This window comes from Mucilaginibacter ximonensis, from assembly GCF_042686265.1.
GTDB classification, from domain to species: domain Bacteria; phylum Bacteroidota; class Bacteroidia; order Sphingobacteriales; family Sphingobacteriaceae; genus Mucilaginibacter; species Mucilaginibacter ximonensis.
On the sequence record NZ_JBHUPD010000004.1, the window covers coordinates 324,477 to 338,662 of the forward strand.

At 42.9% G+C, this 14,186-nt stretch carries 11 protein-coding genes; 3 read left to right on the forward strand and 8 right to left on the reverse strand.

The genetic code is table 11. From position 1 onward, the window contains the following. Positions 1–11: 11 nt before the first annotated feature. From ACFS5N_RS18520 to ACFS5N_RS18550, 7 genes are all read right to left on the reverse strand, one after another. Entirely contained in the window at positions 12–1,271 is a 1,260-nt protein-coding gene (locus tag ACFS5N_RS18520; RefSeq protein ID WP_377189252.1) for a quinol:cytochrome C oxidoreductase, read from the reverse strand. A gap of 12 nt (positions 1,272–1,283) precedes the next feature. Next, positions 1,284–1,859: a c-type cytochrome gene (locus ACFS5N_RS18525; protein ID WP_377189255.1), complete on the reverse strand. Its 576-nt coding sequence runs from the start codon at positions 1,857–1,859 to the stop codon at positions 1,284–1,286. Continuing rightward, the gene (locus tag ACFS5N_RS18530) at positions 1,852–2,388 is read right to left on the reverse strand and encodes a DUF3341 domain-containing protein (protein WP_377189258.1); all 537 of its coding nucleotides are present in this window, start codon (positions 2,386–2,388) and stop codon (positions 1,852–1,854) included. The genes ACFS5N_RS18525 and ACFS5N_RS18530 overlap by 8 nt, the downstream gene beginning before the upstream one ends. A 9-nt stretch (positions 2,389–2,397) precedes the next feature. Next, positions 2,398–3,870, reverse strand: a complete 1,473-nt coding sequence (nrfD, locus tag ACFS5N_RS18535) for an NrfD/PsrC family molybdoenzyme membrane anchor subunit (RefSeq protein WP_377189261.1) — start codon at positions 3,868–3,870, stop codon at positions 2,398–2,400. 19 nt (positions 3,871–3,889) lie between these two features. Then, positions 3,890–6,934 carry a TAT-variant-translocated molybdopterin oxidoreductase gene (locus ACFS5N_RS18540; RefSeq protein ID WP_377189264.1) on the reverse strand — a complete coding sequence of 1,015 codons (3,045 nt, stop codon included), beginning with the start codon at positions 6,932–6,934 and terminating at the stop codon, positions 3,890–3,892. A 41-nt stretch (positions 6,935–6,975) separates the two neighbouring features. Further along, positions 6,976–8,247, reverse strand: a complete 1,272-nt coding sequence (locus tag ACFS5N_RS18545; protein ID WP_377189267.1) for a cytochrome c3 family protein — start codon at positions 8,245–8,247, stop codon at positions 6,976–6,978. Positions 8,248–8,853: 606 nt separating this feature from the next. Next, complete coding sequence (locus tag ACFS5N_RS18550) at positions 8,854–9,834, reverse strand: deoxyhypusine synthase family protein (RefSeq protein WP_377189270.1); 981 nt, start codon at positions 9,832–9,834, stop codon at positions 8,854–8,856. Positions 9,835–10,008: 174 nt separating this feature from the next. On the opposite strand from ACFS5N_RS18550, the gene ACFS5N_RS18555 reads away from it, so the two are divergent. Next, a complete protein-coding gene (locus tag ACFS5N_RS18555; RefSeq protein ID WP_377189273.1) occupies positions 10,009–11,148 on the forward strand; it encodes a polymerase in 1,140 nt (379 codons plus the stop codon). Positions 11,149–11,332: 184 nt separating this feature from the next. Here the strand turns inward: ACFS5N_RS18555 and ACFS5N_RS18560 are convergent, their stop codons facing one another. After that, positions 11,333–12,118, reverse strand: a complete 786-nt coding sequence (locus tag ACFS5N_RS18560; RefSeq protein WP_377189276.1) for an O-methyltransferase — start codon at positions 12,116–12,118, stop codon at positions 11,333–11,335. A gap of 41 nt (positions 12,119–12,159) precedes the next feature. Between ACFS5N_RS18560 and ACFS5N_RS18565 the strand changes: the two genes are divergently transcribed. Beyond that, positions 12,160–13,017: a transglutaminase-like domain-containing protein gene (locus tag ACFS5N_RS18565; RefSeq protein WP_377189279.1), complete on the forward strand. Its 858-nt coding sequence runs from the start codon at positions 12,160–12,162 to the stop codon at positions 13,015–13,017. 117 nt (positions 13,018–13,134) lie between these two features. Further along, the gene (locus ACFS5N_RS18570) at positions 13,135–14,184 is read left to right on the forward strand and encodes a sensor histidine kinase (RefSeq protein ID WP_377189282.1); all 1,050 of its coding nucleotides are present in this window, start codon (positions 13,135–13,137) and stop codon (positions 14,182–14,184) included. Positions 14,185–14,186: the final 2 nt, after the last annotated feature.

The following is a 14,186-nucleotide window of genomic DNA, read 5'->3' on the forward strand; positions in this document are numbered from 1 at the left end:
CAAATTTAATATTATATATGGTGATGTAAACTCTCTTGCAGGAACGGGTGGTTTTTAGGCACCATTGATTTAAACTTGCTCAGTGCGTTAAATACCAGGAAGGTAAATAAGCCGGCAAATCCTACGAAAGTAAATATCTCTTGTATAAAAAAGCCTCTGCCTTTAGGGCCTACTGTACCTGGCATAATCATGATATAGTAATCAAGCCAGTGACCCAGGATAATAATGATACAAGCTGCTCTTAAAACACTTTCGTGGCGTTTTGAGTCGCGGGACATCAATACCAGGAATGGTGTTAAAAAGTTAACCACAATGTTTAACCAGAACCAAGGCTGGAACTCAGGCTCCCATCTTTTGTAGAAGTAAGCAGCTTCTTCAGGAATGTTAGCATAGTAGGTTAGCAAGAATTGAGCAAACCACAGGTAAGTCCAGAAGATAGAGAAACCAAACATCAATTGGCCCAAGTTATGCAGGTGGTCTGAAGTGATCCACTGCATATAACCTTGTCTGCGCAAAGTGATAGTTACCAAAGTGATCACTGATAAACCGCTTACCCAAAGGGCAGCAAAGTTGTACCAGCCAAACATGGTTGAGAAATAGTGTGCGTCTAACGACATGATCACGTCGAAAGCAAACAATGGAACGGTAAAACCGAATATTGCTAAGAAAGCACAGGCTATGTTAAAGCTCTTTTTGTAGTTAAACATACCGCCTAACTCGTCTTCGTTGTTTGAGTATTTTACCAGCATCAAGCCTAAAATGCTGTATGCTACCAGGTAAAATGCTAAACGTAAAAAGAAGAAAGGAATGTTCAGGTAACCAGATTTACCAACGATAACTTTGTTATAAGCTTCGTTACCCGGAGTAGTGATAGCTTTAGGAGCCCACTCTTTGTACAGGTAAGTACCGGTAATAGCGTGTCCGCCCTCTTCGGTAGTAACCGGCTGGTGCATAAAAATACCTGCGGCTACAACTACCACTAATATAACAGCGGCATAAGGTAACACTCTGGCAAAAGCCTGAGGTACGCGTAATAACGAGGCAGACCAACCAGCCTGTGCAGCATATTGTACAGCGCAGAAAAATATACCGGCTATACAAACGCAGGCAAAATAGTACCCGTTTAACAGCAGGTTAGCAAATTCGCGCTCCGGCCCCATTATAAAGCCAACTATAGCTCCTATAACACCTATAACTATAGCTATAAGGCTGTAGGTTTTTAGCTTGCCGCCAAATTCGTATTGTTCGTTTATAGTATTATGAGTTTCCATTAAATTCAATTCTTATAAAGTTTGTAAATGGTGAACATACAGTACTACTTTCCATCTTTCCTCAGGGTTAAGTTGTGATGCGTATGAACCCATCGCATTTAAGCCATAAGTAATGGTGTGGTATATTTTACCATCGGTTAAGTCTTTCATTGCACCACCGCGTGATGACTGTCCTTTAGAGTATGATGGCGGCGGCGGGAAACCGTGCGTGGTTACAATACCATCACCTTCACCGGTTTTACCATGGCACGGCGAGCAGAAAGTCATAAACAATGCTTTACCCTCTTCCATGTTTTTTGCGGTTGGAGCCAATATACTTTTAACCTCAATGCTGGCCTGGTTATAGCCATCCATTGTTTTTGGATAATCAAATCTTGTAAAACCAACAGGCGTCGTACCTGCCGGTGGCAATTGTGCCGTTTTACCGTCCTTAAAATTCGGATTAGCTTGATCCGGATCAAAGGCTATCTTCTCATACATATTGGGAGCATATTCCCATCCGGGACTTCTTTTATTCTTGCATGACGATGCTACAATAGCCGTAACAACAGTAACAACTGCAATACCCAATACTTTATATTTATTCATAGCTAACATATTTTCTGTCGTTATGCTTAATTTCAACTGCTCCTGCTTCTTTCAGGATATTAGTGATATCATCGTGCGGTACGTCTGTTTTAGCGTCAATAGCTATTACAAAACGGTCGTTTGTAGCACGCAGGTCCATTACTCTTGGTGCGCGGCCCGGGAAAAGGTGCGTAGAGTAGAAAAAGGTAAAAGCCATACCAAATGACGCGAATAATACCGACCACTCAAATGTTACCGGGATAAAATCCGGAACGGCAAAGTGAGGCTTACCGCCAATGTTCATTGGCCAGTCGTATACCAGGAAGTAGCATACAAGGCTAAATATGGTTGTACCGCCTAAACAGCCAAACAAAAACGCTGCGTAACCTAAACGTGAATCTTTTATACCCAACTTTGCCTCAATGCCGTGAATGGGCATTGGTGTATATACATCATAAATAGGGACGCTATTTTTCTGTAATTTGTCGATACCGTGCATCATTACATCCGGATCGTCAAAAAGGCCTAATATAAATTTAGTGCTGCTCATAGTCTTTGGTTATGCGTTTTCGTAAACTGATATATCAACGCTGTCAAATTTCTTCAATGAGTTTTTGTAGAATTCTACTTGCTCAGGATCCAGGTGACCGTCTTTAATTTGTTTCAATTTGTATTCTTCGCTCTGATCTTTAAGTAACAGTTTAACCTCAGCCATCGCTATTGATGGTAACACGCGGATAAATAATAAGAACAAGGTAAAGAATACGCCTATTGAACCGATAAACACCGATACGTCAACCCAGGTTGGGTAAAACATAGCCCAGCTTGACGGAATGAAATCGCGGTGAAGCGATACCACGATAATCACGAAACGCTCAAACCACATACCGATGTTTACAATGATTGACAGTACCCATGACATAGTGATATTGGTACGTACACGTTTGAACCACATTACCTGGGTCATCAATACGTTACAACCGTACATCATACATGCAGCCCACCAGTACGGACCGATGAAACGGTTTAAGAAAGTATATTGCTCATATTCACCACCTGAGTAGTAAGCAATGAAGAACTCAGTGATATAAGCCACACCTACTACCGAACCTGTAACAAGAATGATCTTGTTCATTGATTCGATGTGGAACATGGTGATGTAGTTCTCTAAGCCTAATACCTTACGGGTTACTAACAATAGTGTTTGTACCATCGCGAAACCAGAGAAAATCGCACCAGCAACGAAGTATGGAGGGAAGATGGTAGTATGCCATCCCGGCTCTAACGAAGTCGCGAAGTCCATAGATACGATAGTGTGTACGGAAAGTACCAGCGGAGTTGAAACACCTGCCAAAATCAATGACACGGTTTCAAAACGTTGCCAGGTTTTTACCGATCCGGTCCATCCGAATGAAAGGACAGAATAGATACGGCGGTACCAGCCTGTACCACGGTCGCGGATAGTTGCAATATCTGGCAACAAACCAGTGTACCAGAATACTAATGATACAGAGAAGTATGTCGAGATCGCAAATACGTCCCAGATCAATGGTGAGTTAAAGTTAACCCAAAGTGAGCCATATTGGTTAGGCAATGGTAAACAGTAAAGCGCCATCCATGGACGACCCATGTGAGATACTACGTAAGTAGCGGCGCAAATTACCGCGAAAATGGTCATCGCCTCGGCAGAACGGTTAATTGAGTTACGCCATTTTTGGCGGAACAGTAACAATACCGCAGAGATCAACGTACCGGCGTGACCAATACCTACCCACCACACGAAACCGGTAATGTCCCAGGCCCAGCCTACTGTTTTATTCAAGCCCCAAGACCCGATACCATACCAGAAGGTCCAGCTTACTGCAAACACCCACAGCAAAGCGCCTAACGATGATACGGTAAAGCCAATCCACCAGGCTTTGTTTGGTTTATTTTCAACGGGATTTAATATATCATCAGTTACCTTGGCATAGGTAATATTCTCGCCGGTAACTAATGGTTCCCTTATTATTGATTCTTTATGAGATGCCATATTATAGCTATTGTAAAGATTAAGCTTCTAATTCAGTTGTGTTTCTAACCTTAACCTGGTAACCAATACCTGGCTGTACGTTCAATTCTTCAAGTACGTAGTAGGTTCTCTCGCTGCGTAATGCTTTTGATACTTCTGATTCAGGATCATTACCATTACCGAAAATGATAGCATTTGCAGAGCAGGTTTGCTGACAAGCCATTTTAATATCACCGTCTTTTACAGAACGTTTTTCCATTTTAGCTTGCAGTTTACCTGCTTGTATACGTTGAATACACATGGTACATTTTTCCATAACACCACGGAAACGGGTGGTTACGTCCGGGTTCAGTACCAATTGTGTGTGTTGTTCTTGAAGATAGTTTTCAAAACGTGAATCGTTCCAGTAGTTGAACCAGTTGAAACGACGCACTTTGAACGGACAGTTGTTAGCGCAGTAACGTGTACCTACACAACGGTTATAAGCCATGTGGTTCAAACCTTCTGAAGAGTGAACGGTAGCCAGTACCGGGCATACAGTTTCGCAAGGTGCATGATCGCAGTGCTGGCAAAGCATTGGCTGGTGAGTAACCGATACATTGTCGATGTTTTTCAACTGATCGATCTCGTGCTCCTCAGTTACGCCTTTACCATCCTCGTTAAAGGTGTAGTAACGGTCAATACGTATCCAGTGCATCTCACGACGACGGCGAACCTCGTCACGACCAACAACCGGAACGTTGTTTTCAGCATTACAAGCTACCACGCAGGCACCACAACCGGTACAAGCATTTAAGTCGATAGCCATAACCCAGTTAAAGGTTGGACGGTCATAGTTTTCCCACAATGATTTGTAGTCTTTGTGCTCGCCGTCTTTACCGCTGTTTACATAAGCGTTCTTTTTGTATTCAGTAAAAGTAGCTTCGCGGATAACGTTACGTCCTTCGTATGAGTGGTGAGTTTGTGTCTGAGCCAGTATAATCTGATCGCCGGTTGGAGAAACTTTGGCAACAGCTGTAGTTTGTATAGTGCCATTACGGAAAGTATGCAGCGGGTAAGCATTTTTACCAACGCCCGATTCAATTACCTTACCACCTTTGGTACGGCCATAACCAACAGCTACAGAGATGGTACCTTTTGCCTGGCCAGGTTGTAATAACACCGGTAAAGCAATGCTGGTTCCATTAGCGTCGATAGTAATCACGTCACCTTCTTGCAGGTTCAATGCTTTCAGGTCTGTCAATGACATGGCAGCAAAGTTGTCCCAGGTAACTTTTGATACCGGGTCAGGCAACTCTTGTAACCAAGGGTTGTTTGCTTGTTTACCACTGCGCAATGCAGAGCTTTGGTATAAGTGCAGCTCGTAAGCACCGTCGCCGGCAGTTTGCTGTGCACTTTGAGTAAGGATAGTTTGAGCAACCGCATTCAAATCTTTACTAAATGCGTAAGTGCCTGCTGGTTTTGGTGCTGCGTGCACAAAACCGGTTTGCAATACAGTTTCCCAACCTTTTTGACCAGATAAGCCACCTAACGGAAGGATATTAGCGTCCCATTTAGCTCTTACATAATCATAATAAGTTTTGGTAGCACTGTTGCTCCATATCATTAAACTTTCTTCGGCCTGACGGGTGTTGTAAACCGGGTTAATGGTTGGCTGCATTACGGTGTAGTAACCGGCAATAGCGCTGTCATCACCCCATGACTCTAAGTAATGGTGGTTTGGCGCAACTACCGTACATAAAGCAGCAGTTTCGTCAAGGCTAGGGTTGAAAGATATTTTCAGTGGAACTTTTGCTAATGCATCAGTTAACTCCTTGGTGTTATAGTAATCATAAACCGGATTAGCATCCAGGAACATCACAGCAGCAATCTGACCTTGTTTGGCTTCGTTTACAAACTCAGCGAAATCGGCGTCATTGCCTTTGTATTGGTTTGAGTTGTTATCCAAGTCAATAGTAGTACCGTAGCTACCTAAAGCAGCGTTAATGGCATTAACCAATACCTGAATAGCAACATCATTTGAGCCGGCAACAACCAATGCTTTACCTTTTGCAGCCACCAATTCTTTAGCAGCAAGTGTTATGGCATTATTAGTAGCATTATCAGCCAATTTCTTGCTACCTGGTAAAGTAGTACCGGTGATAGCATTGTACAGATTCATTAAAGCAACACCTTCTTCAGATGGTTTTAATGCAATGCGTGTATCGGCGTTGGTACCGGTCAGGCTCATACCAGTTTCAAACTGGATGTGGCGAGACATCTTTTTAGCCTGCAGCGACTTGTTGTTACGGTTTGATACGTACTGACGTGTAAACTCTTCGCCAGAGATCCAGGTTCCCAGGAAATCAGCAGCAAAGCTTACAATAACGTCGGCCTTGTCAAAATTGTAGTGAGGCAATACCGCTTTACCAAAGCTGTTTTGGTTAGCCTGGATAATACCCGTATAAGAAACCGCATCGTACTGTACGTGTTTAGCGGTTGGATATTCTGTAATAAAATCAGCAATTACAGCTAATGTAGACGGGCTGCTGATAGTTGATGATACGATAACAACCTTTTTGCCTGCATCTTTAATTTTTGCAAGCTCCAGTTTAACATAGTCGTCAACTTCACTCCAGGCATGGCCCTCGCCATTAACTAATGGAGATTGCACGCGGCTTACGTCGTACAGGTCTAATACTGATGCTTGTGCCTGCGCGCTCAAACCGCCTTTAGCTAAAAGGTCGTTAGGGTTACCCTCAACTTTAATAGGGCGCCCTTCACGGGTTTTAACCAAAATTGCGCTACCTTCATAAGTTGATGAGTAATAGTTAGCGACACCCGGAGTAACCTCTTCAGGCTTGATCAGGTAAGGGATTGATTTGTGAATAGGAGCTCTCTGACATGCTGCCAAAGTAACCGCGCCTACACCAAAACCTACTGCCTTCAAAAAGTCGCGGCGAGGAGTTTTTCCTAATAAACCTTCTCCACTCAAAACATCTTCGATTGGAACTGGTTCCGCGAATTCATGTTTATTTTTCTCAACAAATTCTGGTGTTTTGTTTAGCTCTTCTAAACCTTTCCAGTATTTTTTATTGCTATCCATTTAAGCTATAGTATAAACTGTAATGCTAAGTTCTGTTATTATTAATAGTGACATTTGCCGCACTCGATACCACCCAATTGAGCAGGAGTTACTTTCACACCTTTTTTAATCAGGTCGTGAACAGCAATCATGTTCTCGTAGTAAGCGTTGCCTTTCATATTAATATCTGTGCGTTTGTGGCACTGTATACACCATTTCATTGTCAATGGCGAGTATTGGTAAACCTCTTTCATGGTTTCAACCGGGCCGTGGCATTGCTGACATTTAATACCACCAACTTTTACGTGTTGAGAGTGGTTGAAGTAAGCAAAGTCTGGCAGGTTGTGAATGCGGATCCACTGAATAGGACGAGCTTTAAGGCTGTCATATTTCTGCGTAGCCGGATCATAACCCAATGCATCATAAATTTTGTGAATCTCTGGCGACTCGGTTTTAACAACCTTGTGGCAGTTCATACAAACGTTTAATGACGGAATTGAAGCGTTTTTAGATTTGTAAGCACCTGTGTGGCAATATTGACACTGGATTTGCATCACACCAGCGTGCAAATCGTGAGGGAACTTAATAGGTTGTACCGGCTGATATCCTTGTGGTACGTGAGTGTCCCACAAAATAACCCAGGTCCAGCTGCTCATGGCAACAGTACCGCAGAACAGGATAAAGAAAACAAGTTTCTTATTTTTTATGATTCGCTTTAACAGCGCGTATTTGTCAGCAGATTCTTCAGCAACCGCTTCTTCTTCAACAGGCAATAATCTTTTACCTTCCAAAAGGCGCTCTAAAGTAGCTACAACCTTGTTCAGTACCAGAATAACAACCAGTGCGATAATGATTACACCAATAAGGGCGTAAACGGCAAGGTTGCTCGGGCCTTTGTCTTCAGTCACAGCGCCGGCAGCCGGGCCTGCTTTTTTCTGATCTTCCTGGATCTTTTTCCAATCGGCACGAACATAAGCTAATATGTCAGAGACATCGCCGTCTGAAAGTTGCGGGAAAGCAGGCATCGGGGTTTGACCGAATTGATTGAAAATATCAACCGCTTTTTTATCACCAGCTTTAACAAGAGCCTGGCTGTCGTGAATCCAGCTGGCTAACCATTTGTCATCAGTATCTGATGATATGACCGGGCCCAAAGCAGGGCCTGTCATCCGCGTGTCTATCTTGTGACAAGACGTACAACCAGCAGACTTGAATGTTGCTTCGCCTTTCGTAGCGTCGCCTTGTGCCTTAGCAGAAACTCCCCAAACAGTAAAACAGGCAAGCAGCAAAACTGTCTTCGAGAATTGTTTAAAAATCAATGAGATGCTTCTCATAAAGTTGTATTAATGCTAAATATTTATTTGTAAAGTGTGTGAAACAGAGGTTCGGCCTTAGCTTTTCTCGGAATTTTCAGCCACAAAAGTATAATTTATTAAATAATCGCTGACAAATAAATGACAGTAAACACTAATTTATAATTATTCTAAATAATCTATATGACGGGTACTATTTACACAGTAAAAGCATTTTTTATAACCCATTTATAAGCAATTAATTAGGTGTTTTTTTGATGATGGTTTGGTTGATGACGATTGAGAAAATAATATCGAAAATTTTCATCATTATTACCCCGAAAGCTGCCAAACAGATCCCTTATTTGTGACCATCGTCACTCGCCGACGCCGTGACACTAAACATTTCCTGTGTTGCAACATTAATTTAGCCGGAAAACGAAAATGCTGTCTGCTGACATACTCCTGTCTATCGATCGAAATAAATAACATACCTGTCGCGGAGCATCGCGAACGATCTTGTATAAGCTATAAGTGTGGCTATAAGATTCTTCGCGATGCCCGTATGACAAACTATTTAAATTTCTTACTAACAAAAAAGGTCCTTCCGCTCGGAAGGACCTTTTCATTATATTTCAAGCTCGTAGTTTATTGTCCCAGCAACCAGGCGAAGATCAGCGGAGCCACAATAGTCGCGTCGCTTTCTACAATAAACTTAGGCGTATGGATATCCAGTTTACCCCAGGTAATCTTTTCATTTGGTACCGCTCCTGAGTACGAACCGTATGATGTTGTTGAATCAGATATCTGGCAGAAATAGCTCCAGAACGGTATTTCAGGCATTTCCATATCCTGGTATAACATCGGCACCACGCATATCGGGAAATCGCCCGCAATACCGCCACCAATCTGGAAGAAACCTATCCCCTTGCCTGACGAGTTTTTAACGTACCAGTCGGCCAGCCAGGCCATATACTCGATACCACTCTTCATGGTTGAAGCTTTGATCTCGCCTTTAATAACATACGAGGCAAAGATGTTACCCATAGTTGAGTCTTCCCAACCCGGCACTACAATTGGCAGGTTCTTTTCGGCAGCGGCCAGCATCCAAGAGTTTTTCGGGTCTATCTCATAGTATTGTTCCAAATCACCGCTCAGTAACATTTTATACATGTATTCGTGCGGGAAATAGCGCTCACCCGACTGATCGGCCTCGCTCCATATTTTATGAATATGTTTTTGCAAACGACGGAAAGCTTCTTCCTCAGGGATACAGGTATCGGTAACGCGGTTGTAATGGTTCTCTAACAGATCCCATTCATCCTGCGGACTCAGATCGCGGTAGTTAGGCACACGTTTGTAGTGCGAGTGCGCTACCAGGTTCATAATATCTTCTTCAAGGTTTGCACCTGTACATGAAATTATAGCTATTTTATCCTGACGGATCATCTCGGCCAGCGAAATACCCAACTCGGCGGTACTCATAGCACCGGCTAAGGTTACCATCATTTTACCACCTTCCAGTAAGTGGGTCTCGTAGCCCTTAGCGGCATCCATTAACGCTGCAGCGTTAAAATGCAGGTAATTTTTTTCAATAAACTGAGATACGGGTCCTTTAGTTGTGCTCATTTTTTTATTGTTATAAATATTGCGCAAAAGTAGACATTTTAGCGTTACCCCGATTTTAAATTTCAAATGTGATAGCAGCTGTCTTCTATCCTGCCGCATATCGACCCAAATAAATCTTGATGATGTCTGTTATTATATGTAGGGTAAGCTCTATCTTAGGACCCGCAACGCTACATGAAAAAACTTATCGCTTTATTGGCTATCACCGGCATTATGGCAAACGCTCGTCCGGCCGAAGCTCAAAAGATCATCCCTAAGTTTATCCGCAAAATGTATTTTGAAAAAGATACCAGCAAACACAGCAGCTTCGTGGTGTTGCCTGTATTATCATCGGCGCCTGAAACGGGCATTGAAGCTGGCGGCGCGGCGTTGTACTCTTTTTATTCAGACACCCTCCATCATGACACCCGGGTATCTAACATATATGGTTACGCCACCGTCACCACCAAGGGTCAGAACCGTTTAAGTTTAAGTACAACCTACTGGTCGCCGCAAAACAAGTATCATTATTCGGCTTCTATCGGCCGGATGGATTTCCCCTTTACCTTTTATGGCATAGGCAACAACACCGCCAAGGCCGATGGCGTGAATGTTGGCCAAAAGCGTTACCGTTTAATGCTCGAGGCCCAAAAACTGGTGACTAAAAATATTTATATAGGATTGGTGGGCGGTGGCTATAAATACAATTTCGACAGCAACAACCTGACGAGTATTTACTATAGCTCGCAAGTGCAAGACCGAGCCGGCGGCACCTATTTATACCTGGGCCCCAGCTTTATTTTTGACACGCGCAATAACAACACTTACACCACCAAAGGCATGATGCTTAATGCTTATTACCAGCTACTGCAGGGTGTATTTGGTAATAACAACTACCAGGGTGGTTTTTTAAATGTAGAGTATACCGCATTTCAGCAACTAAGCAAGCGTTTTGTTTTAGGGTTCGACGTGCAGGAACAAAGCCTTACCGGCGCACGCTCTCCTTTTTATTTGCTGCCGCAGATGGGTAGCGACGAAATGATGCGCGGCTATTACGGCGGTCGCTACCGCGATCGTAACTTTATAGCCGGGCAAACAGAGCTAAGATACCGGCTTAACGAACGCATTGGCGTTGTTGGTTTTTTGGGTACCGGCGAGGTGTTTCATAAGTCATTTACCTTCCAGGCGCTTAAACCTAACTACGGCGGTGGTTTACGCTATTTCTTCGATGTAGAAAAAGGCCTGAGCATTCGCGCCGACTACGGCATAGGCCAAAAACCATTTGGCGAACAGCGTGAAAGCGGGTTTTATATGGGATTGGGAGAAGCGTTTTAGTAGATGTGCGGATATGCAGATATGTAGATGTGCGGATATGCAAAGAGATTAAGACGCCATGTAGAGCATAGCGAGAAATCTATACATGGCAGTAACTTTGCTTAGCTTGTGTATAGATTTCTCCCTACGTTCGAAATGACAAATTATTATTATTTGCACATCTGCATATCCGCACATTTGCACATTAAATCTTAATCATAAAATCCTCTTTCACCTGTCCTTTTCTAAAGTAAACCAGCCCAATCCAAAACAAATCGACAGTTGCTGTTACTTTAGGATGCGCTTTGATCTGCGCCCAGGCTTCTTTCATGCCTTCGCTCCAGTAAATGTCGTCGAATATTAACAGGGTATTTTCATGAGCTTTGGGCAAGGCCCATTCAAAGTATTTTAGGGTAGCGTCTTTTTGATGATTGCCATCAACAAACATAAAGTCAATCTGGTCGAGATTATCAATTACGCCCTTCAATGTATCGTCAAAGTTCCCAACGATGAGTTCGATGTCTTTTTCATCTGCTTTGTCAAAGCTTTCGGCAGCTACTTTAGCCGTTTGCGGGCAACCTTCAAAAGTGTATACATGTGCTTTCGGCGCAGCTTTTTGCAGGTAAATACTGGTTGTACCCAGGCAGGTACCCAGCTCAATAATACTCTTTGGCTGCAAATCGGCCACCAGGCGATAAATAAGTTGAGCCAGTTTTGGTGGCTTCAATGCATTTTTGGCAATGTCGGCTATTCGCTTTTGTTTATTGTTGTTGAAATGCGAACCGGCACCCAGATCGGTAACGGTTATCGTGCGGGTGTCATTTAACAATCCTCGCCTGATAGTCTCGATATCAGCATATACTTTTTTGGCATGGAAATCGTATATAACTTCATCAACCAACCTGTAAACAAACGGAGAGTGCAGGCCATGCCTGGTTTTTGCTTTTAAGCGATAGCGTAGGTAGTCCTTAGCGAACCTCAAATTAAACATGGTTGTAAAATTATATAAACGTTCGTATTTTAGCTGTACTAATGATTAATATAACCGAAGTAAATTCATTAATACGCCTTCTGGACGACCCCGATCCGGAGATATATAACCATGTTCATGACAAATTGTTGTCGTATGGCAGCGAAGCTATTGAACATCTGGAAACTGCCTTTGGTGAGGCCTTTGATAGCATTCAGCAGGAGCGAATTGCCAATTTGGTACATGAAATTCAGTTCGGTATTGTTAAAAACGACCTGAAACTATGGTACCAGGGCGGCGCTTTTGATCTGTTACAGGGTATCCTGATCGTTAACCGTTATCAGTATCCTGATTTGGACGAGCAAAAAATCATTAATCAGCTTGAAGCCATTAAACGCGACATATGGATACAGATGAATAATGAAGCCAGCCCGGTTGAACAGGTTAAGCTCATTAATCATGTGTTTTACCACATGTATGGCTTTAGCGGCAATACTACTAATCATCAAGACCCGCAAAACAGTTACCTGAGCCAGGTGATGGAAACCAAAAAGGGCAACCAGATCTTACTGGCTATTATCTATTCCATCATAGCTCAAAAACTGGATATACCGGTGCACGGCGTAAACCTACCGCAGCATTTTATACTGGCATACCTTGACGAAAGCAAGGAGAGCGAGTTTGAAAGCGGTATACTTTTTTACATTAACGCTTTTAACAAAGGTTTCATTTTTGGCCGCAGGGATGTTGATATGTTCCTGAAACAGCTGAACCTGAGCTTCGACAAGCAATTCTACGAGCCTTGTTCAAATACTGATATTATTCGTCGTGTACTGCGCAATCTCATCAGCTCTTACGAGCACCTTGGCTCGAGCGAGAAGGTTGACGAACTGAAGCAAATGCTGGCTATTATCGAGTGATTCGATCCTTCTTTTTCTTCTTCAGGCTATTCCGTCACATCGTTGTGCGGTTTCGTCCCAATTGTTTGAGTTGCTGCGCGATAGCTTTTAGGTTTGCAGTATACTAAACTTTGAGTAATGGAACAGAAAATTGATTTTGGAAGAACAACTTTCAATTCAGCGTTAACAGATGGCATCATATTATCTGTGATCTGGTTATTGGTATTCTGGTTATTTACCGCGCTAGGCAAAGACGACTATTACCTGATATGGATTATTGATGTTTTGCCCTTCATTCCCCTTTACACCTATTTTTCGACTAAAGCTATTCCAGATCTGCTTGGAAAAGGAGAAGGCTACTGGCGTTATTTTTCGCGGTATATTGTAAGTGGCTCATGTATAAATGTTGCTTTGATTTCTATATACTGCCTAATGTTTCGGGCCCAAACACCTTTTGTATGGATGCTTTTATACCTCATCTTCTTTTTGCTGGCTTTTTTTATGGTAGCTCCTGCAACGTGGATCGTATACAGTAATCGCCAATCAGTATATAAGCTAAAAACCGACTTGGGTAAATCAACTGCCGATCTTGGCTTTCTTCGCTCACAAATCAATCCCCACTTCTTGTTCAATGTGTTAAATACGCTTTACGGCACAGCTTTGCAGGAGGAAGCCCCCCGCACATCTGAAGGTATACAGAAGTTGGGCGACATGATGCGCTTTATGCTACAGGAAAACATGCAGGATAAAATTCCACTTACGCGCGAGGTGGAATACCTGACCAATTATGTCGAACTGCAAAAGCTGCGCGTGCAGACATCGCCAGATATTGTAATTGAACTGAATATTGAAGAGCAGCACAATTACCTGTTGATAGCCCCCATGCTGCTGATACCGTTTGTAGAGAATGCCTTTAAACACGGCATTAGTTTGCAGGAACCATCGTATATCAAGATCAGCCTGCATACCGAGGGTAATAAGTTATATTTTGACGTTTACAATGGCACCCATGCCAAAAAAGAAAACGATCCTGAAAGTAATAACCATGGCATAGGTCTGGACAACGTAGCACAACGGCTTAATCTGTTATATGCCGGCGAGCACGAATTGGTGATCCACGAAAGTATGAAAGAGTTTTTTGTTCATCTGGTAATTAACCTGACGGGAGAAATCGCTATCATTGAATAATT

Coding starts and splice junctions, on each gene's coding strand:
- ACFS5N_RS18520 (WP_377189252.1), bottom strand. CDS start 1,271: ATGGAAACTCATAATACTATAAACGAACAATACGAATTTGGCGGCAAG.
- ACFS5N_RS18525 (WP_377189255.1), bottom strand. CDS start 1,859: ATGAATAAATATAAAGTATTGGGTATTGCAGTTGTTACTGTTGTTACG.
- ACFS5N_RS18530 (WP_377189258.1), bottom strand. CDS start 2,388: ATGAGCAGCACTAAATTTATATTAGGCCTTTTTGACGATCCGGATGTA.
- nrfD (WP_377189261.1), bottom strand. CDS start 3,870: ATGGCATCTCATAAAGAATCAATAATAAGGGAACCATTAGTTACCGGC.
- ACFS5N_RS18540 (WP_377189264.1), bottom strand. CDS start 6,934: ATGGATAGCAATAAAAAATACTGGAAAGGTTTAGAAGAGCTAAACAAA.
- ACFS5N_RS18545 (WP_377189267.1), bottom strand. CDS start 8,247: ATGAGAAGCATCTCATTGATTTTTAAACAATTCTCGAAGACAGTTTTG.
- ACFS5N_RS18550 (WP_377189270.1), bottom strand. CDS start 9,834: ATGAGCACAACTAAAGGACCCGTATCTCAGTTTATTGAAAAAAATTAC.
- ACFS5N_RS18555 (WP_377189273.1), top strand. CDS start 10,009: ATGAAAAAACTTATCGCTTTATTGGCTATCACCGGCATTATGGCAAAC.
- ACFS5N_RS18560 (WP_377189276.1), bottom strand. CDS start 12,118: ATGTTTAATTTGAGGTTCGCTAAGGACTACCTACGCTATCGCTTAAAA.
- ACFS5N_RS18565 (WP_377189279.1), top strand. CDS start 12,160: ATGATTAATATAACCGAAGTAAATTCATTAATACGCCTTCTGGACGAC.
- ACFS5N_RS18570 (WP_377189282.1), top strand. CDS start 13,135: ATGGAACAGAAAATTGATTTTGGAAGAACAACTTTCAATTCAGCGTTA.